This window comes from Synechococcus sp. R55.3 (assembly GCF_047461975.1).
Taxonomy (GTDB): domain Bacteria; phylum Cyanobacteriota; class Cyanobacteriia; order Thermostichales; family Thermostichaceae; genus Thermostichus.
In genome coordinates, this window is sequence record NZ_JANSIG010000040.1 from 1 (window position 1) to 25837 (window position 25837).

At 59.0% G+C, this 25837-nt stretch carries 26 protein-coding genes and 1 pseudogene; 19 read left to right on the forward strand and 8 right to left on the reverse strand.

Annotated elements, in window-relative coordinates:
* Positions 1-163: 163 nt before the first annotated feature.
* Entirely contained in the window at positions 164-688 is a 525-nt protein-coding gene (locus NW849_RS07830; RefSeq protein ID WP_414357046.1) for a hypothetical protein, read from the reverse strand.
* A gap of 175 nt (positions 689-863) precedes the next feature.
* Complete coding sequence (rsmH, locus tag NW849_RS07835) at positions 864-1775, reverse strand: 16S rRNA (cytosine(1402)-N(4))-methyltransferase RsmH (RefSeq protein ID WP_414357048.1); 912 nt, start codon at positions 1773-1775, stop codon at positions 864-866.
* Between the two features lie 234 nt (positions 1776-2009).
* On the opposite strand from rsmH, the gene aroA reads away from it, so the two are divergent.
* From aroA to NW849_RS07850, 3 genes and pseudogenes are all read left to right on the forward strand, one after another.
* Positions 2010-3344 (forward strand): 3-phosphoshikimate 1-carboxyvinyltransferase, encoded by a 1335-nt coding sequence (aroA, locus tag NW849_RS07840; protein WP_414357074.1) that lies wholly within the window; start codon positions 2010-2012, stop codon positions 3342-3344.
* A gap of 98 nt (positions 3345-3442) precedes the next feature.
* Positions 3443-3839, forward strand: a pseudogene (locus NW849_RS07845) (IS630 transposase-related protein); the annotation flags it as partial.
* Positions 3840-3961: 122 nt separating this feature from the next.
* The gene (locus tag NW849_RS07850; protein ID WP_414357050.1) at positions 3962-4312 is read left to right on the forward strand and encodes a TIGR03792 family protein; all 351 of its coding nucleotides are present in this window, start codon (positions 3962-3964) and stop codon (positions 4310-4312) included.
* On the opposite strand, the gene NW849_RS07855 is transcribed toward NW849_RS07850, so the two are convergent.
* On the reverse strand, positions 4309-5085 hold the full coding sequence (locus tag NW849_RS07855; RefSeq protein WP_238376947.1) for a DUF502 domain-containing protein: 777 nt from the start codon (positions 5083-5085) through the stop codon (positions 4309-4311). The two genes, NW849_RS07850 and NW849_RS07855, sit on opposite strands and share 4 nt — an antisense overlap.
* 294 nt (positions 5086-5379) lie before the next feature.
* On the opposite strand from NW849_RS07855, the gene NW849_RS07860 reads away from it, so the two are divergent.
* From NW849_RS07860 to NW849_RS07870, 3 genes are all read left to right on the forward strand, one after another.
* Positions 5380-5847 (forward strand): SRPBCC family protein, encoded by a 468-nt coding sequence (locus tag NW849_RS07860; RefSeq protein ID WP_414357051.1) that lies wholly within the window; start codon positions 5380-5382, stop codon positions 5845-5847.
* Between the two features lie 77 nt (positions 5848-5924).
* Positions 5925-6440: a GNAT family N-acetyltransferase gene (locus NW849_RS07865; RefSeq protein WP_414357053.1), complete on the forward strand. Its 516-nt coding sequence runs from the start codon at positions 5925-5927 to the stop codon at positions 6438-6440.
* A 96-nt stretch (positions 6441-6536) separates the two neighbouring features.
* The gene (locus tag NW849_RS07870) at positions 6537-8642 is read left to right on the forward strand and encodes a thioredoxin domain-containing protein (RefSeq protein WP_414357055.1); all 2106 of its coding nucleotides are present in this window, start codon (positions 6537-6539) and stop codon (positions 8640-8642) included.
* Between the two features lie 47 nt (positions 8643-8689).
* Here NW849_RS07870 and NW849_RS07875 read toward each other — a convergent pair whose 3' ends face one another.
* A complete protein-coding gene (locus NW849_RS07875) occupies positions 8690-9124 on the reverse strand; it encodes a Fur family transcriptional regulator (protein WP_414351968.1) in 435 nt (144 codons plus the stop codon).
* 153 nt (positions 9125-9277) lie between these two features.
* Here NW849_RS07875 and NW849_RS07880 point away from each other — a divergent pair, with 153 nt between their 5' ends.
* On the forward strand, positions 9278-10537 hold the full coding sequence (locus NW849_RS07880; RefSeq protein ID WP_414357057.1) for a metallophosphoesterase family protein: 1260 nt from the start codon (positions 9278-9280) through the stop codon (positions 10535-10537).
* A 133-nt stretch (positions 10538-10670) separates the two neighbouring features.
* On the opposite strand, the gene NW849_RS07885 is transcribed toward NW849_RS07880, so the two are convergent.
* On the reverse strand, positions 10671-11429 hold the full coding sequence (locus NW849_RS07885; protein ID WP_414357058.1) for a sulfite exporter TauE/SafE family protein: 759 nt from the start codon (positions 11427-11429) through the stop codon (positions 10671-10673).
* Positions 11430-11559: 130 nt separating this feature from the next.
* On the opposite strand from NW849_RS07885, the gene NW849_RS07890 reads away from it, so the two are divergent.
* From NW849_RS07890 to NW849_RS07915, 6 genes are all read left to right on the forward strand, one after another.
* A complete protein-coding gene (locus tag NW849_RS07890) occupies positions 11560-12477 on the forward strand; it encodes a LysR substrate-binding domain-containing protein (RefSeq protein ID WP_414357059.1) in 918 nt (305 codons plus the stop codon).
* Between the two features lie 251 nt (positions 12478-12728).
* A complete protein-coding gene (locus NW849_RS07895; RefSeq protein WP_414357075.1) occupies positions 12729-13073 on the forward strand; it encodes an ArsR/SmtB family transcription factor in 345 nt (114 codons plus the stop codon).
* 154 nt (positions 13074-13227) lie between these two features.
* Positions 13228-13455, forward strand: coding sequence for a hypothetical protein (locus NW849_RS07900; RefSeq protein WP_414357060.1), 228 nt, complete (start codon positions 13228-13230; stop codon positions 13453-13455).
* 114 nt (positions 13456-13569) lie between these two features.
* The gene (locus NW849_RS07905) at positions 13570-14115 is read left to right on the forward strand and encodes a DUF3110 domain-containing protein (RefSeq protein ID WP_414357062.1); all 546 of its coding nucleotides are present in this window, start codon (positions 13570-13572) and stop codon (positions 14113-14115) included.
* A 41-nt stretch (positions 14116-14156) separates the two neighbouring features.
* A complete protein-coding gene (locus NW849_RS07910; protein WP_414357063.1) occupies positions 14157-14882 on the forward strand; it encodes a hypothetical protein in 726 nt (241 codons plus the stop codon).
* A 31-nt stretch (positions 14883-14913) separates the two neighbouring features.
* Positions 14914-15303: a hypothetical protein gene (locus NW849_RS07915; protein WP_414357066.1), complete on the forward strand. Its 390-nt coding sequence runs from the start codon at positions 14914-14916 to the stop codon at positions 15301-15303.
* 24 nt (positions 15304-15327) lie between these two features.
* Here the strand turns inward: NW849_RS07915 and NW849_RS07920 are convergent, their stop codons facing one another.
* From NW849_RS07920 to larE, 3 genes are all read right to left on the reverse strand, one after another.
* Positions 15328-15609, reverse strand: coding sequence for a DUF1830 domain-containing protein (locus NW849_RS07920; protein ID WP_414331305.1), 282 nt, complete (start codon positions 15607-15609; stop codon positions 15328-15330).
* A 281-nt stretch (positions 15610-15890) separates the two neighbouring features.
* Positions 15891-17723, reverse strand: a complete 1833-nt coding sequence (locus NW849_RS07925; RefSeq protein ID WP_414357067.1) for a DUF3769 domain-containing protein — start codon at positions 17721-17723, stop codon at positions 15891-15893.
* 52 nt (positions 17724-17775) lie between these two features.
* On the reverse strand, positions 17776-18696 hold the full coding sequence (gene larE / locus NW849_RS07930; RefSeq protein ID WP_414357068.1) for an ATP-dependent sacrificial sulfur transferase LarE: 921 nt from the start codon (positions 18694-18696) through the stop codon (positions 17776-17778).
* A 466-nt stretch (positions 18697-19162) separates the two neighbouring features.
* On the opposite strand from larE, the gene ebsA reads away from it, so the two are divergent.
* From ebsA to NW849_RS07960, 6 genes are all read left to right on the forward strand, one after another.
* Entirely contained in the window at positions 19163-19534 is a 372-nt protein-coding gene (gene ebsA / locus NW849_RS07935) for a type IV pilus biogenesis protein EbsA (protein WP_011432932.1), read from the forward strand.
* A complete protein-coding gene (cimA, locus tag NW849_RS07940; RefSeq protein ID WP_414357069.1) occupies positions 19524-21218 on the forward strand; it encodes a citramalate synthase in 1695 nt (564 codons plus the stop codon). The genes ebsA and cimA overlap by 11 nt, the downstream gene beginning before the upstream one ends.
* 74 nt (positions 21219-21292) lie before the next feature.
* Positions 21293-22009 carry a dephospho-CoA kinase gene (coaE, locus tag NW849_RS07945; RefSeq protein WP_414357070.1) on the forward strand — a complete coding sequence of 239 codons (717 nt, stop codon included), beginning with the start codon at positions 21293-21295 and terminating at the stop codon, positions 22007-22009.
* A gap of 56 nt (positions 22010-22065) precedes the next feature.
* On the forward strand, positions 22066-22563 hold the full coding sequence (locus tag NW849_RS07950; protein WP_414357071.1) for a hypothetical protein: 498 nt from the start codon (positions 22066-22068) through the stop codon (positions 22561-22563).
* 122 nt (positions 22564-22685) lie between these two features.
* Positions 22686-25025, forward strand: a complete 2340-nt coding sequence (locus tag NW849_RS07955) for a DNA polymerase III subunit gamma/tau (RefSeq protein WP_414357077.1) — start codon at positions 22686-22688, stop codon at positions 25023-25025.
* Between the two features lie 53 nt (positions 25026-25078).
* Entirely contained in the window at positions 25079-25618 is a 540-nt protein-coding gene (locus NW849_RS07960; RefSeq protein WP_414357072.1) for a hypothetical protein, read from the forward strand.
* The last annotated feature ends 219 nt before the right edge of the window (positions 25619-25837 follow it).

Here is a 25837-nt window from a genome sequence, read left to right on the forward strand (position 1 = left end):
GTTTGGAAACAAACAGAATGCTATCGCTGCATAGTTGAACAGTGATGTTCAGCAGTGTTCAGCGTAAATGTATCAGATACGCTGAGACTTCACAAGACCCACAGCTTTTGGGAAAGCAAGATGGGGACGCTGGCCTAGCCGTCATGGGCGGGATCCGTATGAATTAGTACCCAACCGGATAGAAAAGAGGGGCTTTTTCGATTTCTGGCAAAGCCGTTGCCTGGTGGGCTGGATCCGGCTCAACTTGGCTGGGAGAGGCAATCGGCACCTCGATCATCCGATCCGGTACCAGCGGCACCATTTCGGAGCGGTCGGCGATTTCCCGCAGAGAATTGGCAATGGATTCTTGAGTCAGCAGAAACTGTCGTTCGTTGCGCTGCATCTGCTGCCACACCTGGTAACGCTGGCTCCACCGGCTTTGGGTATGCACAGTCCAACTGTAAAGGCTCAACACTGAAACGCCGGAGAGGATAGCCATCCCTGTGGAGATTTGCTTCCACCAGGCTAGGTGTTCTGCCCAAGCAAGATGCTGGCTGCGAGGATGGGCTGATTTCAACTTCAAATTCAAAGGTTGGGTGCGGCTGGCCTGAACTGTACCGGAGAGGGGTCGGCTCAGAGCAGAAGGCTGTCTGTGGCGACGAGGGCTTTTGGGACGATCAAGACCTGCGTTCAAAGGCTGGCTAACCATGGGGCTTAACCTCACACACACCAAGGGATCCGACGGTGCAGGACTGCCGGTTCCGCTTCACCCTAGTTCCCCGCATCCCCCAATAGCAACCCCCTTCTCCCGATTCCTGGTCTCGGCGCGCTAGCCGTCCGCTTCACAGTAGCCGATCTCTTGAGATTGGGAGAACTGACTGGTGCTACATCTGACTGCTGCGGGCAGCCACTCGCAGTTTGGCAGAGCGGGCCCGTGGATTGCGTTGCCGTTCCAGTTCGGAAGGGGACAAGGGCTTGGGGGTGAGCACCTGCCAACGGGGATCCCTGCGAAAGGCCCATTTCACCAGGCGATCTTCAAGGCTATGGAAGCTGATTACGGCCAACCTGCCGCCGGGTTTCAACCAAGTGGGGGCTTGGGCCAGCAAGGTTTCTAAAGCCTCCAGTTCTCGGTTCACGGCAATGCGCAACGCCTGAAAGACGCGGGTGGCCGGGTGGATGCGGCCTCGCCGAGCTGCCGGAGGTACCGCCTGCCAAACCACCTGGGCCAACTGGGTAGTTGTGGCGAGGGGACGAGCCTGCTCGATGTGATGGGCAATGCGGCGGGCAAATCGCTCTTCGCCGTAACGGGTGAAAATCTCGATCAACTCTTCGACCGGGCGATGATTAACCCAATCGGCGGCAGTCTCCTGAGCTGTACTGGGATCCATGCGCATGTCCAGCGGCCCCTCCCCGCGAAAGCTAAATCCCCGCTCAGGACAGTCCAGTTGCGGCGAACTCACCCCCAAGTCGGCCACGATGCCATCGAAGGGGATCCCCTGCCCCTGCTCATCCCGAAAGCCATGCTGCTGCAGATCGAAATCGGCAAAATTGAGGTGCCACAGTTGGATGCGGCTGCCGGGGATCCCTTCTGCTGCAAAACGCGCTTGCGCCGCCTGTAGAGCCGCCGGATCCCGATCCAACCCCACCACTCGAGCAGCTCCCCCCCGCAGCAGCGCCAAGCTGTGCCCACCCCCTCCCAACGTCACATCCAAAAAAATACCGCCCCCCTGGGGTTGCAGGTAGGCCATCACCTCCTCGGTCAAAACGGAATCGTGTTGATACACCTTGCCAAGCACGGTCTGCGGGGGTTCTATTTCTGCTGCTACAAAGTTCAGTATCTGCAAAAAAAAGGCCGAGGCCAGGCCCCGACCGAGGAATCCATGTTGTTAAGGTGATCCTCTGAGAAAAGAGGGGTGGCCGTCAAAAGACAGGCTGTCTTGGGATCCCCGGCAAAATCTCTGGGGCGCGAGTCCCGCTCTGAGTATGATGAGACTGCTCCCGCTTTTGCCAAGTCTGCCGTCAGGGTTGCTGTGTTGACTCACTCTTCTTCTACCGATATCCTCACTCTCTCGCCGGCCAAGGGCCTGCGCGGCCAAGTGAGCATCCCCGGCGACAAATCCATTTCCCACCGCGCCCTGATGCTGGGATCCCTGGCCGAAGGAGAAACCACCATCCAAGGGCTGTTGCTGGGAGAGGATCCCCGCAGTACGGCAGCCTGTTTTCGGGCGCTGGGGGCAGATATTTCGGAGCTCAACAGCGAGTGTGTTCGCATTCGGGGAGTTGGCCTGGGCCAGCTGCAAGAACCGGCAGACGTGTTGGATGCAGGTAACTCCGGCACCACCTTGCGCCTGATGCTGGGGATCCTGGCGGGCCATGCCGGGCGCTTTTTTGCCGTCACCGGGGATCGATCCCTGCGCTCGCGGCCCATGGGACGGGTGGTAGAACCACTGCGGCAGATGGGGGCCAGCATTTGGGGACGGGCCGGTGGAACCTTGGCACCCTTGGCCGTGCAAGGGGGATCCCTGAAGGGCATTCACCATCGCTCCCCGGTGGCTTCGGCGCAGGTGAAATCCTGCCTCTTGCTGGCGGGCCTGCTGGCAGAAGGCACCACCCAAGTCACCGAGCCGGCTCTCTCTCGGGATCACTCGGAACGGATGTTGCGGGCCTTCGGAGCCGACATTCACGTGGATCCAGAGGCGAAAACCGTGGCCGTGGTGGGCGGATCCCGCCTGGTGGGCCAAAAAGTTCAGGTGCCGGGAGATATCAGCTCGGCAGCCTTTTGGCTGGTGGCCGCCTCCATTGTGCCCGAGAGCGAATTGCTGCTCCGGGATGTGGGCCTCAACCCCACCCGTACCGGTGCACTACGGGTGTTGCAGGAGATGGGGGCTGACATCCAAATTGAGAACCTCCGGGAAATGGCCGGTGAGCCCCTGGGAGATCTGCGGGTGCGTTCGGCCCGCTTGCGCGGCTGCACCATCGCCGGCGATCTCATCCCCACCTTGATCGACGAGATCCCAGTTTTGGCGGTGGCGGCGGCCTTTGCCGAAGGGATCACGGTGATTCGCGATGCCGCAGAGCTGCGGGTGAAAGAAAGCGACCGCCTGTCAGCCATGACCCAAGAGTTGAGCCGCATGGGAGCCCAGGTCGCCGAATATCCCGATGGCCTGGAAATCAAAGGAGGGATCCCCCTTCATGGGGCCGAGGTCGACAGCCACGAGGATCACCGCATCGCCATGAGTCTGATGGTGGCAGCCCTGGGAGCGCAGGGATCCACCCTCCTCAGAGGAGCCGACTGTGCCCGCATCTCCTACCCCGACTTCATTCCCACCCTGCAACGATTGACAGCTTCTTCCCTCGAGTCTTGAGAGGATCTTGTGGGGAGCGAAGATCTATGGTCAATTCAGTTGATGATGAGACGGTATTAAAGTAAGATGGCATGAAGGCAGACTCAGGAGAAAGCTCCATGGGCTACAGCTTAGACCTGAGAGAAAGAGTCGTAGGGTATGTCCAGGAAGGGGGCAGCCCCACCACAGCCGCACAGATTTACAAAGTCAGTCGCGCAACGGTTTATCGCTGGCTGAATCGAGAGGATCTTAGGCCGACAAAAGTCAAGACCCGGAAACGCAAGATAGACTTGGCCGCCCTGCAGCAAGATGTGGACCAGTACCCAGAAGCTCGACTGAAGGAGAGAGCCCAGAGGTTCGGCGTCCAACCCAGTGCTATTTACTATGCTCTCAGGAAGCTGCAAATAACACGAAAAAAAAGAGTTAGGGTATCGAGAGCGGGATCGAGAAGAGAGAATTCAGCACTCCAGGGTCTTGAGGGGATGGGTTCAGAAGTACGGGAGTGAGAGCCTGGTTCCGTTGGTGAAGGGATAAGACCTACGGCCCGCTTTCGCGAACAGAGCTGTTGCACTGGCCAGTGTCTTGTTGCTATTTGAATTGACCACATCCCCATCTCTAACTTTGTCGCCCTTGTTCTTGTGTCAACCCATCCCAGCCCGCCCGGCCCTATCGCCATCGAACATCTCTGCTTCCGGGTTCCTCCCGGTGGGCAAGCAGCCTTTCTTGAGCAAGACGAGCGGGTTTGGGGATCCGCCCTGCGCCGGCATCCGGGTTTTCTGGGCAAAGAAGTTTGGCTGGATCAAGAGGATCCCGAACTTGTCCACCTCATCCTCCGCTGGGCCAGCCGCGCTGACTGGAAGGCCTTTCCCTCCGAGCAAGTGGAGGCATTGGATCGGCAAATGCGGCCTTTTTATGTGCGCTTGGAACAGGCCAAAGAATACCAGCTCTGGCAGCCCGGCCCTTCTGCAGGGACAGGAAAGCAGGATTAAGGGATCCCTTCAGTCTCAAAACCTACCTCAGAGCCCACCGAGTCAGCCCTGGGGGATCCTGCCACCCGCTCCTGCTCCACCAGCTCCCGCAAACTGGGCATGGTCACGGCCAAAGCTCCTTCTCGCCGCTGCAGCCCCGCTTCAAAACTCTCAGGGGTGACAATGCCGCCGGAAATGAGCATCTTAAAAGCATCTTCCACCGGCATGAACACTTCCACCACCTGGTCTTCCGGCACAATGGCGTACCAGCCCGTCGTTGGATTGGGGGTGGTGGGCACAAACAGGCCAAGGGAGCGCTGCGGCCCATCGGGCCGAATGGGAGTTTGAATGGTGCCCGTCACAAAGGCCAGCGCCCAAGCTCCTGGTCGGGGATATTCCACCAGCACCACCCGCCGAAAGCGCTGATTGTTGGGGGCAAACAAAACACTGACCAATTGCTTCAAGGTCTTGTACACCAGCCCCGCCACCGGAATCGCATGGAGCAACTGTTCGCTGAGATTGAGCAGCCACTGGCCGACAATGTTGCGGGCCATAAAGCCGATCAGCAGGATGAGCACAATCGGCGTCAACAGGCCCACCGCCAGATCGATGAGGTTGATCAAGATCGGGTGCAAACCCTGGATGGGATTGAACTGCTTCGGAATGCTGGTCAGAAAGCCAATGCTCCAGGTGGCCACCTCCACCGTCAGCCAAATGGTAGTTGCCAGAGGGATCACCACCAGCAACCCCGCCACGAAGTAGTTCTTCAGATGCTGTTTCCATTGTGAAACCATGGTGAGGTCGTTCCGTCAAGTCAACCGAGTGGATGCACCGAACCTTTGCAAGTGGAGCTTGCAGATGGCAATCATGATACCTGCCTTCTGCATTGCCCTCATGGGGGGCAGCCGCAACTTGCTCGAAAAAGAAACCGGGCTGCCAAAAAGCGCAGAGCCCCAAACTTTCACGAGGCCGATAATGCTATCTTAGGTCGATATAAAATTTTGTAAAGGCAGGGATCCCGTCCCGAGGCGTTGTGGCCAAGCCCCTGGATGGTTTGTGTTTCTGCTGGGTGTTGCGTGGGAGGCCCTATGTCAGAGTCAGATTGGCTAGAGCATACCTGTCAGGTGGAGGTGCCTGTTCCCATTGAGCAGGTATGGGATTTGTGGGCCAACCTCACCCTCATGCCCCGTTGGATGAAGTGGATCCGCTCGGTGGAATTGCTGGATCAGGAGCTGTCCCGGTGGACACTGGATACCCGCGGCCTCACCTTCAGTTGGATCTCCCGCACCCACACGGTGGTGAAACACCAACACATCGGCTGGAGTTCGGTGGAAGGACTGCCCAACCGGGGCGCGCTGCGCTTTTACGACCGCAAAGGCAGTACCATTGTTAAGCTGTCGGTTGCCTACAAGATCCCGGGGATCCTCGGCAAAATCTTGGATGGCCTGTTTGTGGGCAAAGTGGTGGAGAGCACCATCCAGGCGGATCTGGAGCGCTTCAAAGCCTATGCCCTAGAGCATGCGGGGCCAACCGCCGAAAGTGCCTCGGCCAGCTAGCCTCAGTTTGTCAGGCCCAAGTGTTTTGCTGAACTCCCCCTTCCTTGCCAACCCTCACTGCTGCAAAGGTCTTCTTCATGCCCGATCCCTCTCCTGAGCCTGTCATTGCCCTCTCTCGTCAGCCGGTGGACAACCGCAACATTCGCTTCTCTCTGGAGCGGGGCGAGCTGGATCTGGATCAGCTTCTCCTGCTGTTGAACCGCAACGCCTTTTGGGCGCAGAATCGCCGGCGGGAGGAGATGGAGCGGGCCGTTGCCCACAGCCATCCGGTGGTCAGCGTGTGGGATGGGGAACGCCTGATTGGCTTTGGCCGCGCCACTTCCGATGGGGTTTACCGGGCCGTCCTCTGGGATATCGTGGTCGATCACGACTACCGACGTCAGGGCATTGGGCGCAAGTTGGTGGAAACCCTGATCAGCCATCCCCACCTGCAGTCGGTGGAGCGCATCTACCTGTTCACAACCCATCAGCGCGGCTTTTACGAGCGGATCGGCTTTGTGGAAAACCCCAGCACCACCTTGGTCTTGCACGGGCGCCCTCTGGAGTTTTTGATCCCGGCTGCCGAGCAGGAGCAGGGGATCCCAGGGAAATGAGGCAGGTGAGTGTATCTCGAACAACAGTGGGTTGGTTCGGCCTCGGCAGGAGAACGCGCTAGCCTGAAAAGCAAAAAAAGGTGAGAGGGTGTACCTATGGCCAATCGCCTCGCCACAAGTTCCAGCCTTTACTTGCGCAAGCACGCCGAGAACCCGGTGGATTGGTGGCCTTGGATCCCCGAGGCTCTGGAGAAAGCGCGGGCCGAGGATAGGCCGATTTTTCTGTCCATCGGCTATTCCAGTTGCCACTGGTGTACGGTCATGGAGGGCGAGGCTTTTTCCAACCCGGAGATCGCCGCTTTCCTCAATGCCCATTTTTTGCCCATCAAGGTGGATCGCGAGGAGCGGCCCGATCTCGACAGCATCTACATGCAGGCGTTGCAGCTTATGAGCGGGCAGGGGGGGTGGCCCCTCAATGTTTTCCTCACGCCCGATGACCTGGTGCCCTTTTATGCTGGCACCTATTTTCCTGTAGAGCCCCGCTTTGGCCGCCCGGGGTTTCTGGCCTTGCTGCAGCGCATCCTGCAGTTTTACCGGCAGGAAAAGGAAAAAATAGAGGAGATGAAAGGCCAGATTTTGACGGCTCTGACCACCCTCAGCGACTTAGTGCCGGAAGACCACATTCCCGCCGACCTGCTGCGCTCTGGGATCCCTAAGATCCAGCCTTTGCTCGCCAATGCCGGGGCGGTGCAGCAATTTCCCATGATGCCCTACGCCCAGTTGGTGTTGCGCTCAGCCCGCTTCGACCCACCGGAAGGGATCCCCGGCTCCATGAGCGCTCTGGAACGGGCCAAAGAGCGGGGCATGGCCTTGGTGTTGGGAGGGATCTTTGACCATGTGGCCGGCGGCTTTCACCGCTACACTGTGGATCCCACCTGGACGGTGCCCCACTTTGAAAAGATGCTCTACGACAACGGGCAGATCCTGGAGTTTCTCTCCGATCTCTGGGCCCATGGGATCCAAGATCCGGCCATTGAGCGGGCGGTGCGGCTGACGGTGGAGTGGGTGGCGCGGGAGATGACCGCCCCTGCCGGATACTTCTACGCCGCTCAAGATGCCGACAGCTTTGCCCGAGCAGAGGATCGGGAGCCGGAAGAGGGAGAGTTCTACGTCTGGCGCTGGCAGGAGCTGCAGGATCTCTTGGGGGAAGAAACCTTCCGCGCCTTGCAGCAGGCGTTTGACCTGTCTCCGGGGGGCAATTTCCCTGATCGGCCCGGCTGCATCGTCTTGCAGCGCAAACAGGGGGGGACGTTGCCGCCAGAAGTTGAAACCGCCTTGACCACCCATCTTTTTCAGGCACGCTATGGCTCTGCGGAGCGACGAGTTCCCTTCCCTCCGGCAGTGGATGCCCAGTCGGCCCGTCTGCAATCCTGGCCGGGGCGGATCCCACCCGTCACCGACACCAAGATGATCGTCTCTTGGAACGCCTTGATGATTTCCGGCCTGGCGCGGGCCTATCAAGTGTTCGGCAACGCAGACTATCTGCAATTCGCTCTGCGGGCAGCCCAATTCATCCTCAGCCGGCAACGCCACCCCGAGACCGGATCCCTGTTGCGCTTGAACTACGATGGCACAGCGCAGGTGCCCGCCAAGTCAGAAGATTACGCCCTGCTGATCAAGGCCCTGTTGGACTTGCAGCAAGCCTGCCTGCCCCTGCTGGGGGATCCCACCCCTCAAGACTGGTTACAGGCTGCCCTCCAGCTCCAGCAGGAGATGGATACGCAACTGTGGGATCCGGTTAGAGGAGGATACTTTGTCAGCGATGCCCAGAGCGCCTCTGAACTGTTGGTGCGAGAGAAGGAGTTTCAAGACAACGCTACCCCTGCAGCCAATGGGGTGGCCATTGCCAACCTGGTGCGCCTGGCCGCCCTCACCGGAGATCTGGACTACCTGGAACGAGCAGAACAGGCCCTGAAAACCTTTGCCCACACCATGAGCACCCAGCCGCGCACCTGCCCCAGCCTTTTTGTCGGGCTGGATTGGTACAGCAATTGGGTGAAAGTTACCCTGGAGGCCGATGCTATGCCCGCCTTTCAGCAACGATCTTGGCCCACCACCGTCTTTGCTCTCCCCACCGAGACCGAACCTCTGCCGGAAGGAGCTTTAGGGCTGGTGTGCTGGGGCAACAAATGCCTGGCCCCTGCCAGTTCTCTCGAGCAAATCCAGTCCCAAATCACCAAAGGCCAAAACCGGGCTTACTGACCTTTGCCCAATTTTTTCCCAGGACAGCAGGGATCCCTTTGCAAAGGTTACGGCTGGGACTGCGCAGGCTTTTCCACCCCGAAAAACTCGATGCGGTAGCTCTGGATGCGGGTGCCCGTTTGTTGCTCCACCTGGGCCAGCAGTTCAGGCGGCAGCTCCACATCCACATCCAAAATGCGGTTGCTATCCAAGCAGTTGACATGGCTGTGGGGATGGGTGCGGTTGCCGTAGCGACGCCCATCGGCACGATCCAAACACTCGACGATGTTGTGGCTGGCCAGAGCTTCCAGGTTTTGATAAACGGACGTGTGGCCGATCGGTTTGCCCTGTTGATTGAGGCGATCGTAAATCTCGCGGGCGGAGAGGTGCTCGCCACACTGCCACAACAGTTCCAGGATGTAACGGCGCTGTCGGCTCAAACGCAGATTGCACTCCCGGCACCGCTCCAAAGCAGCTTCCAAAGAATCCAAAGGGCGAGGCATGGAAAACCTCAAGTCATACCGAGTCTGAGATAGGTAGTTGCTCATCTCTACCAAGGTAGCATTTGTGCGTCAACAGTTGTTCAAAAAACACCCCGAACTCTACAAGAGCTGCCGCGCATAGCCATCTTCGAGCCGAGTCCAGGCCGTGCGCAGATGGAAGAGCCCAACATCAGCCTTTTGATTTTCTACAATACCGCTGGAGTGTTGGGGGCAAAGATCATGCAGCGGCGCAAGGTAATTCTGGGTTTGTTGGGGTTGGCCAGCAGCAGTGGATTGGCAGGAGCCTATTGGGCCAGTCGGCAGCAGCCCTCTCATCTAGCCCCAGGGATGGGATCCCCTAGAGCCGCTCTCCCCTCTCCTACCCCCCAGCCCACCCCCACCGTCGTCCCCCATCCAGATGCCCCCCATGGCCTCTACATCCCCCCCCGCCGAGATCTGCGCCTCTTGGTCATCAGTGACATGAACGGCATCTACGGCTCGGTGGAATACGACCCAGAGGTGGATCGGGGCATCGGCCTCATCCCCTATCTTCAGCCGGATATTGTTTTGGGAGGAGGAGATATGGTGGCCGGTCAGGATCCCCGCCTGTCGGAGGAGCGCATTCGCGCCATGTGGGCAGCCTTCGACCGGCATGTGGCTGGCCCAATCCGTGCGGCCAAACTTCCCTACGGCTTTACCTTGGGCAATCACGATGCTTCCTGTGCCCGCACCACGCGGGGCGGCTTTCTCTTTCAAAAAGAACGGGATCTGGCCCGCGAGTTTTGGAACGATCCGGCCCACGACCCAGGTTTGAACTTTGTGGATCGGGGGGACTTTCCCTTCTACTACACCTTTGAAAAAGACGATGTGTTTTACCTAGCCTGGGATGCCACCTGCAACTACATCCCACCGGAACAAATGGCTTGGGCGGAAGCGGCTCTGGCCAGCGAACGGGCTCAGAAGGCCAAGTTGCGCATCGTCATCGGCCACCTACCCCTCTATGCCATTACCGTTGGGCGCGACGATCCGGGAGAAGTATTGCTGGATGCCGATGCCAAGCGAGCCCTGCTGGAGAAGTACCGCGTCCACACCTACATCAGCGGCCACCATCACGGCTACTACCCCGGCCACAAAGGGCAACTGCAACTGCTTCATTGCGGCATTCTCGGCTCCGGCCCTCGTCCTCTCCTGGGCAGCCCTCTGCCCCCACGCAAGACCCTCACTCTTATTGACGTGGATTTCGAGACCCCAGATGTTACCTATTACACCACTTATCACATGCGGGATCTGAGCGTGATCGACCAAGCAGAGCTGCCCCGCTTCATCACCGGGCACAATGGCTTGGTGCTGCGCCGCGACGTCAATTGGGACAACCTCACCCCTGAAGAAATCGCCACCTGCCAAGCTCGTATTGGATCCCTGTGTCGGGATTAGCGTTTCCATCTCGTTCAAGAACGTTCCATTTCAGCAAAAGATTGATAGGCCGTTTGCAGATGCTCTCGCGAGGGTTCTACTTCTGCCGTCACCACGGCTGCTGGATGAGGGGATCGACCGCGATCCGCGTGGTTTATACCGACGACTGCGAGATCTCCCGGATACCGAAGTAGAGAGCCATTGCTACCAGAAACCCCCCGTACAAACGGGTCAACAGGGGCGTGGAAAGTCGCAACGCCAACCTGCCACCCAGCACCGTACAGGGGAACACTCCCAGCGCCAGCCAGAAGGTGATATCCCAGGCGATATGCCCCAGGCTGCTGTGCACCAGAATGGCCGGAACAGCCAACAGCGCCACCGAAGCCAGAGAACTGGCCAGAGCGCCCCGCAGATCCAGCCCCACCACCAGTTGATAAAAGGGTACCAACACCAGTCCACCGCCATTGGCCAACAACCCATTGAAGAAGCCCAACAGGACAGAACCCACCGGGATCCGCTCCAGGTGCAATTCCTTTTCCCCCTCGCCGGGAAGAAAACCTCGTAAACCGTTTAGGCCGTAGAGCCCGATCCCCAAAATAAACATTGCCGTCAGCAGCATTAGCGCCATGCCCGGCAGGAACTTCGTCGTCCATGCTCCAAGAGCCACCGCCGGGATCCCCCAAAACACTGTGTGGCCCACCACTCGCCAGTGGATCATCCCCCGTTTTTGAAAGGTGACCACCCCTCCCAAAGCGCTGAACAAGGTGAGGGGCAGGGGACTGGCCAAAGCCAAGGCAGCAGGCATGCCCAACAAGCGCAGCAATGGCGTGCCCAACGAACTACCACCCAACCCAAACAGCCCCGCGCAAAAGCCAATGCCACACCCTACCAAAAGCGTCACCCACCAACTCATCTGGATCTCCACGACAAAGCTCTGCTCTGACAGTAAAAGAGACAAATCATAAAATCAAATGTTTTTAGCTCTAAAAAAAATAGACTCTAGTTATGCTTCAGTCGTGGCCTTTCGGATCCCTGATGAGAAGATGACCTTAGAGCAATTGCGTATTTTTTTGGCGGTGGCCGAGCACCTGCATTTCACTCGAGCTGCCGCTGCCCTCCACATCACCCAGCCGGCTGTCAGCGCTGCCATTCAGGCGCTAGAGCGGAGCTACGGGATCCCCTTGTTTCACCGAATTGGCCGTCGGGTAGAGTTGACAGAAGCCGGACGTTGGCTGAAAGGACAGGCCCAAGAGATTCTCCGGCGAGTGGAACAGACAGAACAGGGCCTGAAAGAGCTGAACAACTTGCAGATGGGAGATCTCCACCTCGGCTCCAGCCTCACCATCGGCAACTACTGGCTACCCTACCGCCTCAGCCTCTACAAGCAGCGCTACCCAGGCATTCAAATCCATTGCACCTTGGCCAACACCGAAGCTATTGCTGAAGGCTTATTGCGGGGTGATTTCGACTTAGGCTTGGTGGAGGGTGCCATCCGACCGGAGGATCTGCCTCACCTGGAGCAGCACATCCTTGACTGGGATCGACTTTGCATCATCGTCGGCAGGGAACATCCTTGGTACCCCAGATCAGAAATAAGGATCCCGGAGCTGGTAGAAACCGACTGGATCATGAGAGAAGCCGGATCCGGCACCCAGCAGCATTTTGAAGCAGCCTTGGCCCGTTGGGGGATTTCGATCGAGCAGTTATCGGTGATCTTGCGGCTGCAAAGTGGCGAAATGATCAAAGCCCTAGTCAGCCAGGGATCCGCAGCCGGCGCCATCTCGGAATTGATGATCCGCAACGAAGTCCGCTTGGGAGATTTGAAGGCAGTGCCCCTAGCTGATGGATCGGATGCTCTGCAGCGTCCCTTCCTGCTGCTTAAGCACCGCCAACGCCACACTTCGCGCGCAGCCCAGGCTTTTCAACAGATGATTCAAAGCAGCTTTTTCCAGCAACACTAACTATAGCCGCTGCAGCCGTGTCTCTTGCATAACGGATGCCGGTGATTGATTCCAGCGAAACTGTAGAGAGCTTGTGAAGGCAGCAACAAGAAACGTTAAAGAGAACACAAAGTTGGCAACGGAATGTTGGCAGTGTTATCTTCAAGCGCGGTTGACCTACCGTCGCTGAGCCGGTTGACTGTTGCGCCTTTTCCCTGCCGTCCAACTGATCGACAACTGGAGCGCAAAACTCCTGCTACCCTGGTTGAATGATGGTTTCGTTGCTGGTCGAGGTAGAAGGGGATTGGATGGATGAGCAGGTGCGGGCGGGGTTCCACGCTCTCTCCGACCCGATTCGCCTGCGTGTGCTGCAACTGCTGCAGGGGCGTGAGTTGTGCGTTTGTGATCTCTGCGAGGAGCTGAAGGTGAGCCAATCCAAGCTCTCGTTTCACCTCAAAACCCTGCGCGATGCGAAATTGGTCAATGCTCGCCAGCAGGGCCGCTGGATTTACTACAGCCTCAACCCACCCGGTTTTCAGCTCTTGCAGCGTTTTTTGGATAGGCTAGGACAAGCTGGCCCCCTCAAAGCCGCGGTTCCCTGTGCAGAAGACCTGTGACATACTCCCACACTCATGCTGATGCAAAGCGCTCCGCGCCGCTAAAGCGAAAGAGTGCAGGCTTCTCGGCGGCCTAGCTAAAATCCATCAAAGTTCCCTGACACCGGCTCCCCTGTTGCTTAGTTAGGATTGATACAGGAGAGGCGAGAACAGCATGATACGTGAACAGAGAGAGGACTTGGAACGCATCCACCGAGCACACCTGTGGAATCGTCTCAAAGAGCGGGTGAAACGCGCCCAGTCGAATCCATCTCTGCTGGCTTTGCTGGCACGAGAGGCTTTTGAGTTGGGCTTCCCCCTTCCCTCTTTATCCGACCAACCCAAAGCCGATTCCCCTGCCGAGCAGCCAAAAGATGGAAGTAATCATCGCCGCATTTGGTGAGCCCACCCTCTCGTCTGGCCGAGAAAACGGGCAGCCACGATCATCGCAGAACTTCTCTCCAGGGACTCTCAGAACAGCTAGTCTAGGCAATGATTTTGAATAAAATCAGAGCCCATGATGAACACCACCGAAGCCCTTGAGATTCTCAACCTTCCGCCGGACGCAACCGAGCGGCAGATCCGGGGGCGACTGTTTCAGGAATACCAAACCCTCAGTACTGCTCTCGCAGAACTGGAGGACGAGCGACAAAGACCCTTGCTAGAGGCGCAACTGGCGCGGCTGAATGAGGCGCGGGATGTATTGCTCAGCGGGGGATCCCAGGCTGAGAAGGGGTTGTCTTGGGTTAGCCCAGAAGACTTGCCCCCTCAGGTGATCGTGCTGCTCTACCAAGCCAATGGACAAGAGGGGATCTGTACGCGCCAGGTTGGGGGTCAAGATATTGTCATTGCTTTTGAGAGCTCGTTTGCGGCAAGAAAATATGCGCAGAGGCTGGCTCAACAGGGGCTGCCCAAGCCCGTGGCAGAACGGTTTGACACGCAGGAGATCGTCGATTTTTGTCGCGGGGGAGGATATGGGTTGATGGTGGTTCCGGCCAGCGAAACCCTGGAGCCTCTACAAGAAAGTACGGAAGCTGCCCGTGATTGGCAGGGCAGGTCTTGATGCCGTTCGGCCTCGATCCACTTGCGTTAAGGGTGCCCTCGATGATGAATGTGGAACCGATCTCCGCGGACGAGTTTCGCCAGCTCATGGCCGCCGATCTGGACGCTTGCTGCGAGGCCTTTGATCTGCGGGCAGAGTACCTGCGTTTGCAGCAACAGCGGCTACGCTTCTGGGGCATGCTGGCCTTTGGTTGGGTGGCAATAGCCTTGGTCATCTTCTTGGGGATGCGGGATCCCGGCTCTTGGGTGTCCTATACCGCGGCTGCCGGGATCCTACTGCTGCTCCTGTTGGGGATCCTGAGAGCCAACTTGCGCTTGGGAAAAAGCCTGCATCGCATCCGCCAGCGTTGGCAGGAGGCCCACCTGCTCAACAGCACCCCTGAGATGATGAAGTTTGCCACCGATCTGGCCCGCAAGGTAAAAGACTACAACCACTGGGTCAACGAGCTTCGGCAATCGCTGCAGGGGGGGCAGCATTGGCGAGATTTTCGGCAACTCAGTGAGGCTGAGCAAAAGTACATCCAATCGCTGTTTTTACAAGTGCGGGCCCAACTGGTGATGGCCCTACAGGTGTGCCGAGCTTTAGTCGAGGATCCACAAGCCTCTGTGGCTCAGTATCTCAACCAAATGGTTGCCCGGGATCAGCAACTGTTGGAGCAATTTACCGCCAAAAACTTGACTGGCAACCGCTACGCAACCCTGGCTCGTGAGCTGTCCGGCCTGGAGGCAGATCTACAAGCTCAGCTCAGAACCTTGGGCTCTCGATGATACCCTGTTGGAGGTGTCCAGCAGCGTACTCATGGGCAGTAGAGGCACTCGAAAATTGTACGGCCTGTTGCTTGCCGGCGGACTGGGCTTGCTGGGATGCGGGGATCCGAATGTACCTCTGACCCAACCGCCCCCCGATGCTTTTCGGGTTAGCACCCCACGGCCACCGCGCCTAGATCTGTACCCCACCCCACCACCCACGCCAACTCCTACGCCGACACCACCCCCCAGCTTGCTGGAGCTCACAGCCCGTTGGTTGGGGATCCCTTGGCCGCCCCAAGAGACCAGCCTGGTGAGATTGAGCGCCCGTTTCCTGGAGATCCCCCTACCTCCCAAGCCGCGCCGCTCCGCCAGCCCCTCGCCTCAGCCTTCCCCCAGTTCGGAAAGAGAAGAGAGAAAGCAGCAAGGCCGCGAAACCTAGTCCGCACCCCTGGCCTCTGGAGATCTAGGCGCCCGCAGTCACCGGCTCCGTTTCTCGAACGCGCAGCTTTTCACAGGGGATGGTATCCGCCAGAATAGAGCTGGCCATCATACCCGTGTGAATCTCCAGTTTGGCTCCGGGCACCGCCTCAAACAGCAGCCGCTGGCCTGGAAAGACCACCCGCTCAAAGTACCAGTTTTCGATATTCGTGATGCGAACCACCTGAATAGAGCTGGTCGCATTGATGTAGCTACAGGTTATTCGCTCTGCTCGTTTTTTATCGGGGATTGCATCGAGTGTTTGCATTGTTCAGATCACCAGCCCACTTTGCTCAGCCTATCATCTACCCTAACACCGCCTGGGGATCACTGCGGTAGTCTGCGATACGGCGATCCCAACTGGCAGAAATCAATCCTGGAAAAAATAACTTCTGTATTTTACCTTACTGTTTCGATTTCCAAGAGGGTTCTGCAATTCGAGGAAGATTTGAATTAGGATTTTTCCCCAATATGGGACAATTTCTCATAGAAAATCTCCACAGAGTAGTAGTCAGGATTACATTTTTCCGTTCCCTTGGAGTTTGGGGATCAGGGCTCTTGGATCCTCGATCCCGTCGTCGGCTGCGGCGAGGATTGGCCGGGATCCCAGTTCAGGCCCTCCACCCGCAGCTCCAGAGCCCCCGACTGGCGCACCGGATTGTATTGCAGGCTGAAGCCATAGGTGCGGCGGTCATAGCCCAGGCGATAGACGACATCCACCTGCTGGCCTGACTGCAAATCTACCGTCGTCTCTGCCCCCACCCGCAGCGGGCCGTACAGTTGTTGCAAAAAGCCCAAGACGAGCTGTTCCCGCGTGGTGATGCGGTCGAACAAAAACGGCGAGGCTCCGGCCAGAAAACCGTTGGAGTAGGTCACCCTCAGGTTGGTGTAGTCGAAGGTATCGGCCACGAAAGCCCCGATCACCGCATCGATACCAATGCTGCCGGCGGTATAGCTCTGGGCCCGGCCATTGGAGTAAAAAGACTGGCTGCTGCTCACGCCGGTGTTGAGCCAGATCCCTTGCTCAATAGGCAGAGCGGAAAAGCGGGGTGGGGGATCCGCTGCTGTCTTGGGAGGGCTCCAGAGGGGAAAGGAGCGATTCAAGGTTGCCCCCAGTTGCAAGCGGGAGAGCTGAATGCGGTCGGTAGTATTGGCCAAGGCCAACTCCGGCTCTGTGTCGATTTCATCCGGCTGCCCCAAGGCATCAATGTAGTCGACGGCTATGCGGTAGCTGAGATCCAAGCCGGTATTCCCTAGGCGCAGGGTGGGGGAGCGGTAGCTGGCACCGAGGCGGTTTTCCACAATTTGAAACCCCAGGCGACCGCTGAAGAAGCGTTCCCGATAGGCGTAGGTGTAGGCGACTTCTCCACCATCGCCGGTGGTGATGCGGTGTTCGACCTGAGCTCGCAAGCGCTGAGCAAACTCCTGGAAGACGATCCCCCGCAGCTCGGCAAACAGGGAGGTTTGGGCATTCGCCTCCGGTTGCCGCCAACGCAAATCGGCCCGCAGCCCGATCCCATCCAAAAGGCCCTGCTCACTGCCCCAAAGGCGCTGCGGATACAGTTGCGGGGAGAGCACCAAGCTCACATTGGGATCCCGCAGCAGCTCGAAGTTGGGTTGCAGGATCAGGCCCCGTCGCAATTCTTCTCGGTCGAAATCGTCGTAGAAGATGCTGACCGGAGGCTGACGGTTTAATGAGTCGAAGCGCAGCCGAATGGGCAGGGGCAGAAACAAGACCTGGTCGAAAACCAATTGCCCCGCCTCGGCAATCAGCAGGCTGGAACCATCTGCCTGAAGAGTGGAGGTCACCCGTGGGCTGCGAATCTCCAACTCCGGCGGATCCAGCGGGTCGTTGGTCAGCCGCACCTGTTCTCCTTCCCAGGTGTTGGCATCGAAGCGAATGCGAACGGCACGAAAGCGCACCAACCGCTCTGGCGCCAAAGCGGCTGCCGGGGATCCACTGGCCTGCAACTGGCCAATATCCACCTGCCCGAAGGCCCCTTCCAAAAATCCCCGCTCTTGCTCAAAGTCGTACTCCAGCCGGGATCCCTGAATGCGCTGCCGATCCAGTTGAATAGAAACATTGCCCTCGGCCACAGCCCGCCGCTGTCGCAGTTCAATGCGCAGGCGATCCGCCCGCAACACAGAGCGGCCCAGCCGCATCTCCACATTGCCTTCTGCTTGGAAGACTTCCGCCCGTTGATCGAAGGTTTGCCGGTCAGAACGCAGCCGTAACGTTCGGTCGGCAACGGCGCTGAGGTCAGTCGTATCCATGGGCTGAGCGCCCCCCTTCTTCTGGGACTCCACCTGAGCCGCAGTAGGGCCGGCAACTGCCAACCCCAGCACCCCCAAGCAGAGCCAGAGCAACCGCAACCCTCTCATAATCACCCGGCGCAAAACTTCAACACAGATCCCCTACGGCTTCCCCAGCCCGCTAGCTTGTGGCCAACTGGGAAAGGTTGAGGACTCGGTTGAGCTTGCCGCTGCGGTAGCCCTCCAAATCGAGACTGACATAGAGATAGCCGAAGGATTGCAGGGCCTTGACCAGCGCTTCCAGATTGGTTTTCTGCACAAACTCCACGATCTGATCCGGAGGAAGTTCGATGCGGGCGGTGTCCTTCTCCGAGCGCACCCTGACCTGCCGCCAACCCAAGCTGCGCAAGTAGCGCTCCGCCGCTCCCACCCGACGCAGCTTCTCAGGGGTGATTGCCTCCCCGTAGGGAAAGCGAGAGCTGAGGCAGGGTTGGGCCGGTTTATCCCACCAAGACAGCCCCAGGTGGCGAGACAATTGCCGCACCTCCAGCTTGCTCATCCCCACCTCCGCCAAAGGGGAACGCACGCCGCGCTCCCGAGCTGCCTGTGTCCCCGGTCGGTAATCGGCCAGATCGTCGGCATTGAGACCATCCACCACATGGTTATATCCCTGGGCTTGGGCCAACAGGCGCAAGGTATCGTGCAAGTGGCTTTTGCAGAAGTAACACCGGTTAACGGGGTTGGCGGCGTAGCCCGGATCTTCCAGCTCGTGGGTTTCGACGATCTGATGGCGGATCCCGATTTGCCGAGCCTGCTGAATTGCCTCCTCCAAATCTTCCGGCAGCAGCGAAGGAGAAGCAGCGGTGACGGCCAGGGCCCGCTCCCCCAACTGATCCCAGGCCAACTTGGCCACCAAGCTGCTATCAACTCCCCCCGAGTAGGCCACCAAGACCCGCTCCATCTCGGCGAAGATCTGGACAAGCTGCTGGAACTTGCGCTGCAGGACGGGATCCCACTCCAGCAGGAGGTTGGCCGTTGTTCCTCCCTCTCCCGGGGGGAGAAGGTCGAGACGAGAAGCGGTTGGGTCTTGGGTTGTGTTCATGAAGCCAGGAGATGCCAAACGTTTGGAGAACCAAGCAAGGGCACCGTCTCGCCACCGCCGGCAGGAGAAAAGCCGGTTGCTATCAGGGGCAGGGATCCCTCCTTTTCTATTCTTTCCTAGAGATCCCCGACTTTCCAACGCTTCTCCCCAGCATGGGATGCGGGATCCCTCAAGGAAAAGTAGACAATTGGGCAATCTATCCGTAGTCCGCTCACCCGCTGTCGCGATGGTGCTATGCCTCCGGCACCCTACCGGGAACCGCACCGCTTCGCGATACGCTGAATGAAATGGGTTGCAGTGGCCCCTTATAATTTTTTCTGGGTTCTCTGCCACAATTGACCTCACAGCTTTTTCCGGCGACACTTGCTACAGCCAATGCAGAGATCTCTCTTGGCTATGGGGATCCCACCTATCTTGCAGAACTTCATGAAACTTAGAAAAAGCGGTACCCCTCTCCTAGCGCACCATGGCTTTGCAACTTGAACCCGCTAGCCCGCCAGAAGTGGCCGTTTATCAGCCCTATTACGCCGTTGCCCGCCGACAGTACCTAGCCCTCGCGGTGGGCCTCTACAAAAAAGCCAGCCTGGAAGGGCAGAGGGCCATCGAGGGAGAGGGGCCTGTCCGCTTCTTGGCCAGTTGGCACATGTCCCCGTTGCCTTCGGATCTGACGGTGGTTCAGGTCATCTTTGCTCAGGATGCAGATCTCACCTATCAGCTCTCCATCGCCAACTACGAGTTTGTGGATTATCTGATTGATGTCGTCTCTTTGGTGCAGCGCGGACAACAGCCGGATTTCTCCACCGCCTTTTACAAGAAACTGATGCGATATGAAGATTGATCTGGGTTGCTCAGCCACCATCACCCTCTACGACACCACACTGCGAGATGGGGCCCAGCGAGAGGGTCTATCGCTGTCGGTGCAAGACAAGTTACAGATTGCCAAGCTGCTGGATCGTCTGGGGATCCCGTTTATTGAAGGGGGCTGGCCAGGAGCCAATCCCAAGGATGTGCAGTTTTTCTGGCAGATGCGGGAAGAGCCCCTAGAGCAAGCCGAGCTGGTGGCTTTTTGTTCTACCCGCAAGCCGGGGCGGCGGGCGGCAGACGATCCCATGCTGCAGGCCATTTTGGCGGCGGGCACCCGCTATATAACCGTCTTCGGCAAGTCTTGGGATCTCCACGTCACCGAGGGCCTGGGCACCACGCTGCAGGAAAACCTGGCCATGATCCGCGACACCATTGCCTATCTGCGATCCCAGGGGCGGCGGGTCATCTACGATGCCGAGCACTGGTTCGACGCCTACCGCCACAACCCCGACTATGCCCTGCAAACCCTAGCGGCAGCGGCGGCGGCGGGGGCGGAGTGGCTGGTTCTCTGCGATACCAACGGCGGATCCCTGCCCCACGAGATTGCGGCGATCACGGCAGCTGTCTTGGCAGAATCCCATCACCTGCAGCACTTGCCCCTAGGGATCCACACCCACAACGACTCCGGCACTGCTGTGGCCAATGCCCTGGCGGCGGTGCAGGCAGGGGCGCGCATGGTGCAGGGCACTATCAACGGCTATGGGGAACGCTGCGGCAATGCCGACCTGTGCAGTGTCATCCCCAACTTGCAACTGAAGCTGGGCTATCGCTGTCTGCCGCAAGAGAAGCTGAAGCACCTGACGGAGATCTCCCGCTCCATCAGCGAGGTGGTCAATTTGGCCCCGGATGACCATGCGCCGTTTGTGGGCCTATCGGCCTTTGCCCACAAGGGTGGGATCCACGTCAGCGCCGTTCAGAAAAACCCTCTCACCTACGAGCACATCGCCCCCGAGCAAGTGGGCAACTGTCGCCGCATTGTGGTCTCAGAACAGGCGGGGCTGAGCAACATTCTCCACAAAATGGCCGGATTCGGGATCCGGCTGGAGAAGTCGGATCCGCAGGTGCGCTTGATTTTGGAGCGGCTGAAAACCCTGGAGCTGCAGGGCTATCAGTTTGAGGCTGCTGAGGCCAGCTTTGAGCTGTTGGTGCGGGGCTTGCTGGGACAACGCTCCCATCCTTTTGAGGTGCTCAGCTTCAACGTGACGACCACCACCCGCTCCGATTGGAACAGCAAAGACTGGGATCCCAGTGGCGAAGCAACGGATGTGCAATCTTTGGCGGCGGTGAAGATAGCGGTGCAGGGGCAAACTCGGGTGACGGCGGCGGAAGGCAATGGGCCGGTGGCCGCTCTGGATGGGGCGTTGCGCAAGGCGCTGCTGGAGTTCTATCCCCAACTGGAGGCGATTCACCTGTCTGATTACAAGGTGCGCATTTTGGATGGGCGAGCCGGCACCTCGGCCAAAACGCGCGTGCTGGTGGAGTTTAGCGACGGTCACCGCCGTTGGACAACGGTGGGGGTTTCCACCAACATCATCGAGGCCTCCTGTCGGGCTTTGGTGGAGGGCTTTGAGTATAGCCTGCTGCCGCCCAGCTCTCCTTTGCCGGCTGCGGCAGAGCACCGTTCTTCTCCGCTGGCTGCAAAAACGGCCTCCCCTTGAAGAAAAACCTTCAACTGGCTTTACCCTGGCAGCGCCCCTCTACCCCAGCAAGCTAAACCGTAACCACGACAGCTATGCGAATCATTGGCCTGACAGGCGGAGTGGGCACGGGTAAATCCACGGTGGCCCGCATCTTGGAGCAGCACGGGATCCCGGTAGCCGATGCAGATCAAATGGCCCGCCAGGCCTTGGCGGTGGGATCCCCCATTCGCGAGCGGGTACTGGAACGCTATGGAAAGGCCATCCAAACGCCCTCTGGAGATCTGGATCGCCGGCGGTTGGGCCAGATCGTGTTTGCCGATGCTGCCGAGCGGGCTTGGCTAGAGGCCCAAATCCACCCTTTCGTTAGAGCTCAACTGCAAGATTTTCTGTTCGGGTTAGCGGAGCAGAGCTCTGAGGCGCATGGCGTGTTGCTTGAGGAAGGGCCTGGTTCCCAAAAGAACAGCGGGCCAGGGTTTTCCTCTGCCCAGGGATCTCAAACCGTTTGTCTGATGATCCCGTTGCTGTTTGAAGCCCACATGGAAAATTGGGCCAGCGAGATTTGGGTGGTGACTTGCACCCCAGAGCAGCAGCGGCAACGCCTTGCCCGCCGGGATCTTCTTACACCGGCAGAAATCGAAGCTCGCATCGCCAGCCAGTGGCCTTTGGCGGAAAAAGTGCGCCGTGCCGATGTGGTGCTGGACAACTCCGGATCCCTGGCTGAGCTGGAAGCCCAGGTGAAGCAAGCTTTGGCGTCGGCGGGCCAGAGGCCATTTGCCTCACCCCCGCGGGCCGGATACAGTGACGGGTAGGGTCTGGTGGGACGGATCCCTTGGTATCCATGTACGGATGGGTTGAGGGAGAAACGATGCAGGAAGCAGGTTGCATCGGCAAGACGGAGTTTGCCCAAGCTCTGGCTGCGCGGGAGCAGGAAATCCAGCTTTTGCGAGAGCGCAATCGCATCTTGCAGGGCCAGATAGACCTTCTGGAGCTGCGCCAAGAAAAGCAACACCGGCAAATTCGCAGCTATGAGGCGGAGATTGAGCAGCTTTACCAAGAGAAGCAGTTGCTGGAGCAGATGATCCAGGAGTTGCCGGAGCTCTACCGGCGCAAGCTGCAGGCCCGCCTTCAGCCCATTCGCGAGCGCATCGCCGCCATCCAGGCCGAGAATCGCCAGCTTAGGAAGGAGTTGTACCAGCTCAGCTACCGCGTGCAGCACATGGATCAGCTTGACTCGCCCGGCTGGAGAGTGCAACTGCCCCAGCTTCCCTCTCTGCGTCGCCGGGATCCCAAGTCCCCTGGCCCGCCGCCGGTCACGTTAGCAGAGGGGAGCACAAAAGCTCTGCCCGCCCAGCCCCACTCTTGATGGGCAAAGAGGGATCCCGCCATCGAGAAGCCAGAATAGGGGAGCCCCGGTGGGATCGCGTCAGCAGAGCAGAGCTCTTGCGCGGTTCCGGTTGGGGCGCTGCTTGCTTGGAGATCCCGGAAATGGCCACCGCTGGCAACTATGAACCCCTGCATTTAAAATACCGCCCGCAGCGCTTTGCCGATGTGGTCGGCCAAGGAGCGGTGGTGCAAACGCTGGCCAATGCCATCCGGCTGGGGCGGGTGGCGCCTGCCTATTTGTTCTGCGGGCCGAGGGGCACGGGAAAAACCTCCAGCGCCCGCATCTTGGCCAAGTCCTTGAATTGTGAACAGGGGCCGACGCCGGATCCCTGCCAGGCGTGCAGCCAATGCCGCGCCATCACTGCGGGAGCCTCCCTGGATGTTCTCGAGATTGACGCGGCCAGCAACACCGGCGTAGACAACATCCGCGAGCTGATCGAGCGGGCCCAGTTTGCCCCGGTGAACAGCCGCTACAAAGTCTATGTCATCGACGAGTGCCACATGCTCAGCAATGCGGCCTTCAACGCCTTGCTGAAAACTCTTGAAGAGCCGCCCCCCCGCGTGGTATTTGTCCTGGCCACCACTGACCCGCAGCGGGTTTTGCCCACCATTGTTTCCCGCTGTCAGCGGTTTGACTTCCGCCGCATCCCCCTCGACGACATGGTGGCCCACCTGGGCAAGATCGCCGCCCAAGAAGGGATCCCTATCACGCCGGAGGCGCTGCAACTGGTGGCCCAACTTTCCCAAGGGGGCCTGAGGGACGCCGAACGCCTGCTGGATCAGCTCAGCCTCTTGGAAGGATCCATCACCCCTGAAGCCGTTTGGGACTTGGTGGGAGGGATCCCGGAACAGCAGCTTTTGGCTCTGATGGATGCGCTGCTGGCTCAGGATGTGCAGGCGGTGCTCAGCCAAACTCGGCAATTGTTGGAGCGGGGCAAAGAGCCCTTAGCCCTGTTGCAGAACTTGGTGGCCCTTTACCGGGATCTGCTGCTGGTCAAGACAGCCCCCCAGCAACGGGAGTTGGTGGCTGTAACGGACTCCACCTGGGCAGCCCTGCAGCAACGGGCCCCTCGCTACTCGGTGGAGATACTGCTGGCAGCCCAGAGCCATCTGCGCCAGTGTGAGCCGCAAATTCGTCAAAGCGGACAGCCCCAACTGTGGTTGGAAATTGCCCTAGTGGATCTGCTGGGCCAGCTGCGCCCAAGCATGGTGGCTGAGGATTCAGCGGAACGGAGTCCTTTCCCAGCCCTTGACCTATCTCCTGCACCCCAGAGAACTCCCCCGGACGGGACAGCCCCTCCGGCCCCTGCTGCGACCATCAGCCCATCAAGCCCATCAACTGTTGGTGAGATAGATGAATTAACTGTTGGGCCTTCAGCCTCCCCTGCTGTTGCGTCGAGCCAGAAGGCAGATCGCGCTACTCGGACGGAGTCCTCGGAGCAGCCCAGAGAACCGGCAAGGGACGCCGCCACAGTCAAGCTGCTGCGCCCCCACTGGGACGAGTTCCTCAAGCGCCTCTCTCCCCTCACCAAGGCTCTGATGGGATCCGGCCACCTGCACCAAGAGACTCCTGAAGCAATTACCCTCGCCTTTCCCAGCAAGGGTCTGGTGGAAAAAGTGCGCAGCAAAGAAGCCGAACTGCGGTCGGTGCTCCACAACCTGCTGCAGCGCCCTGTGCAGCTCAACTTGATTGTGCAGCGCTCCAGCGGGCCGCATGTTTCCATTCGCGTCAGCGGTGCGGAGTCCTCGGCACTGCTCAGCCGAGAAACAGACCTGCCCCCCGCCCCCGTGGCCCCGGATCCTGTCACCACGCCGGGGTTGCAGAGCGATAGCACCAACAGTCGTGCTTCCTCAAGGGAGCCCAGAGCAGAACCGCAGAGCCACGGCCTTGCCCAGCGACAGCAACATTCCCCTCCTGACTCCAGCCCACCTTCGCCAGAACCTGAGCGGGACAATCCTATGGGTGGCCCCAAGGTGGCCGGCTTGGCAACCCAAGGACTTTTTCCTGCCGGTGCGAACAAAGTGCTCCGCACCGCTGTCGCGACCGATTCTCCAAGTCGTGCAGAGCGCCGCGACACCCTGCACGGTGGGCAGTCCTTCGAGCTAACCCAGGAGCTGGCGGAGATTGCCCGCCGTTTTGCCGACCACTTCAACGGCAGCTTGGTGGATTTGGAAGGGGTGTTGGGGTCTGACGTGACGGGATCCACGGAAGAGCTCTCCTCAATAGAGGCTATAGAAGCCGAGGGATCCCCTGACCTGCTCTCCGGTGAGACCTACGGCTCGCCAACAGGAGCAGAGCCGTCCGCGTCAGCGGGGCGGAGTCCTCATCCCGTAGACTTTCCCAATGCAGTAAGGAATCCGTCCTACCGGCGTGAGCAGTCTTCTCAGCTTGCCGTTCGCCTCAGCGGGACGGAGTCCTTGGAGGAGGAGGTGCCTTTTTAAGCGCTATCTAGCGCTATCTTAAGTTTGATAAAGCCAGCCTCATCTTGCCGACGATGACCTTCCCCATCTCTCCCTTAATTCGCTGCGCTGTGCAGGCTCTGTACTGGGGACTGGTTCTGCCCCTACCCATCCTGCTGGCTCGGCAACAGGCAACACCTCTTGAGCTGGGATCCCTTTGGATTGCTCTGCTGCTGGGATGGGGGGTAGTCCTGGGATCCCTGAGCCAGCGGATTCAGTTGGACGAAGAGGGCATGCAGGCCACCTACCCCAGTTGGGTGCCGCCTTTTGTGCGGCAGGAGTGGCAGATCCGGTGGGCCGATATCGAGCGCATTGAGCCCCGCTCCACCAGCCAGGGTGGTATGGTGTATTACTTGGTCAGCCGAGGGGGGGATCGCGTACTTTTGCCGATGCGGGTGACCAGGTTCAAGCAGCTGTTGGCTGAGATTCGACGGCACGCTCAACTGGAGATTGGCGGGCTGCGCCCCTACGTTCAGCCTTGGATGTACGGGCTCCTAGGATGTTTTGCTCTGCTTCTGTTGCTCTGGGATGGGATGGTCGCCATCTGGGTCTGGGCAAGTCCGGTGGGAACCTAGCGCAACCACAGACGGTTCCGGGTCTAGCCATCCCGACAGGGATCCCAGCTCCAGCGGGCGGTTGCAGTCCAGATCCCGCCCACGCCCTTCTGCGCAAGCGTTGCGGAGCAGCAGGATGGAAATTTGGAGCAGGTTGGAAATGAGCTGATACATTTACGCTGAACACTGCTGAACATCACTGTTCAACTATGCAGCGATAGCATTCTGTTTGTTTCCAAA

Excerpts from the sequence above, each read along its gene's own strand:
- NW849_RS07875 (WP_414351968.1), bottom strand. The coding sequence starts at position 9,124 with ATGCCTCGCCCTTTGGATTCTTTGGAAGCTGCTTTGGAGCGGTGCCGG.
- NW849_RS07900 (WP_414357060.1), top strand. The coding sequence starts at position 13,228 with ATGATACGTGAACAGAGAGAGGACTTGGAACGCATCCACCGAGCACAC.
- NW849_RS07855 (WP_238376947.1), bottom strand. The coding sequence starts at position 5,085 with ATGGTTTCACAATGGAAACAGCATCTGAAGAACTACTTCGTGGCGGGG.
- NW849_RS07960 (WP_414357072.1), top strand. The coding sequence starts at position 25,079 with ATGACCTTCCCCATCTCTCCCTTAATTCGCTGCGCTGTGCAGGCTCTG.
- NW849_RS07895 (WP_414357075.1), top strand. The coding sequence starts at position 12,729 with ATGGTTTCGTTGCTGGTCGAGGTAGAAGGGGATTGGATGGATGAGCAG.
- NW849_RS07950 (WP_414357071.1), top strand. The coding sequence starts at position 22,066 with ATGCAGGAAGCAGGTTGCATCGGCAAGACGGAGTTTGCCCAAGCTCTG.
- NW849_RS07890 (WP_414357059.1), top strand. The coding sequence starts at position 11,560 with ATGACCTTAGAGCAATTGCGTATTTTTTTGGCGGTGGCCGAGCACCTG.
- NW849_RS07910 (WP_414357063.1), top strand. The coding sequence starts at position 14,157 with ATGATGAATGTGGAACCGATCTCCGCGGACGAGTTTCGCCAGCTCATG.
- NW849_RS07920 (WP_414331305.1), bottom strand. The coding sequence starts at position 15,609 with ATGCAAACACTCGATGCAATCCCCGATAAAAAACGAGCAGAGCGAATA.
- NW849_RS07885 (WP_414357058.1), bottom strand. The coding sequence starts at position 11,429 with ATGAGTTGGTGGGTGACGCTTTTGGTAGGGTGTGGCATTGGCTTTTGC.
- NW849_RS07905 (WP_414357062.1), top strand. The coding sequence starts at position 13,570 with ATGATGAACACCACCGAAGCCCTTGAGATTCTCAACCTTCCGCCGGAC.
- NW849_RS07915 (WP_414357066.1), top strand. The coding sequence starts at position 14,914 with ATGGGCAGTAGAGGCACTCGAAAATTGTACGGCCTGTTGCTTGCCGGC.
- NW849_RS07865 (WP_414357053.1), top strand. The coding sequence starts at position 5,925 with ATGCCCGATCCCTCTCCTGAGCCTGTCATTGCCCTCTCTCGTCAGCCG.
- NW849_RS07880 (WP_414357057.1), top strand. The coding sequence starts at position 9,278 with ATGGAAGAGCCCAACATCAGCCTTTTGATTTTCTACAATACCGCTGGA.
- NW849_RS07830 (WP_414357046.1), bottom strand. The coding sequence starts at position 688 with ATGGTTAGCCAGCCTTTGAACGCAGGTCTTGATCGTCCCAAAAGCCCT.
- NW849_RS07955 (WP_414357077.1), top strand. The coding sequence starts at position 22,686 with ATGGCCACCGCTGGCAACTATGAACCCCTGCATTTAAAATACCGCCCG.
- NW849_RS07860 (WP_414357051.1), top strand. The coding sequence starts at position 5,380 with ATGTCAGAGTCAGATTGGCTAGAGCATACCTGTCAGGTGGAGGTGCCT.
- coaE (WP_414357070.1), top strand. The coding sequence starts at position 21,293 with ATGCGAATCATTGGCCTGACAGGCGGAGTGGGCACGGGTAAATCCACG.
- ebsA (WP_011432932.1), top strand. The coding sequence starts at position 19,163 with ATGGCTTTGCAACTTGAACCCGCTAGCCCGCCAGAAGTGGCCGTTTAT.
- NW849_RS07870 (WP_414357055.1), top strand. The coding sequence starts at position 6,537 with ATGGCCAATCGCCTCGCCACAAGTTCCAGCCTTTACTTGCGCAAGCAC.
- NW849_RS07925 (WP_414357067.1), bottom strand. The coding sequence starts at position 17,723 with ATGAGAGGGTTGCGGTTGCTCTGGCTCTGCTTGGGGGTGCTGGGGTTG.
- cimA (WP_414357069.1), top strand. The coding sequence starts at position 19,524 with ATGAAGATTGATCTGGGTTGCTCAGCCACCATCACCCTCTACGACACC.
- larE (WP_414357068.1), bottom strand. The coding sequence starts at position 18,696 with ATGAACACAACCCAAGACCCAACCGCTTCTCGTCTCGACCTTCTCCCC.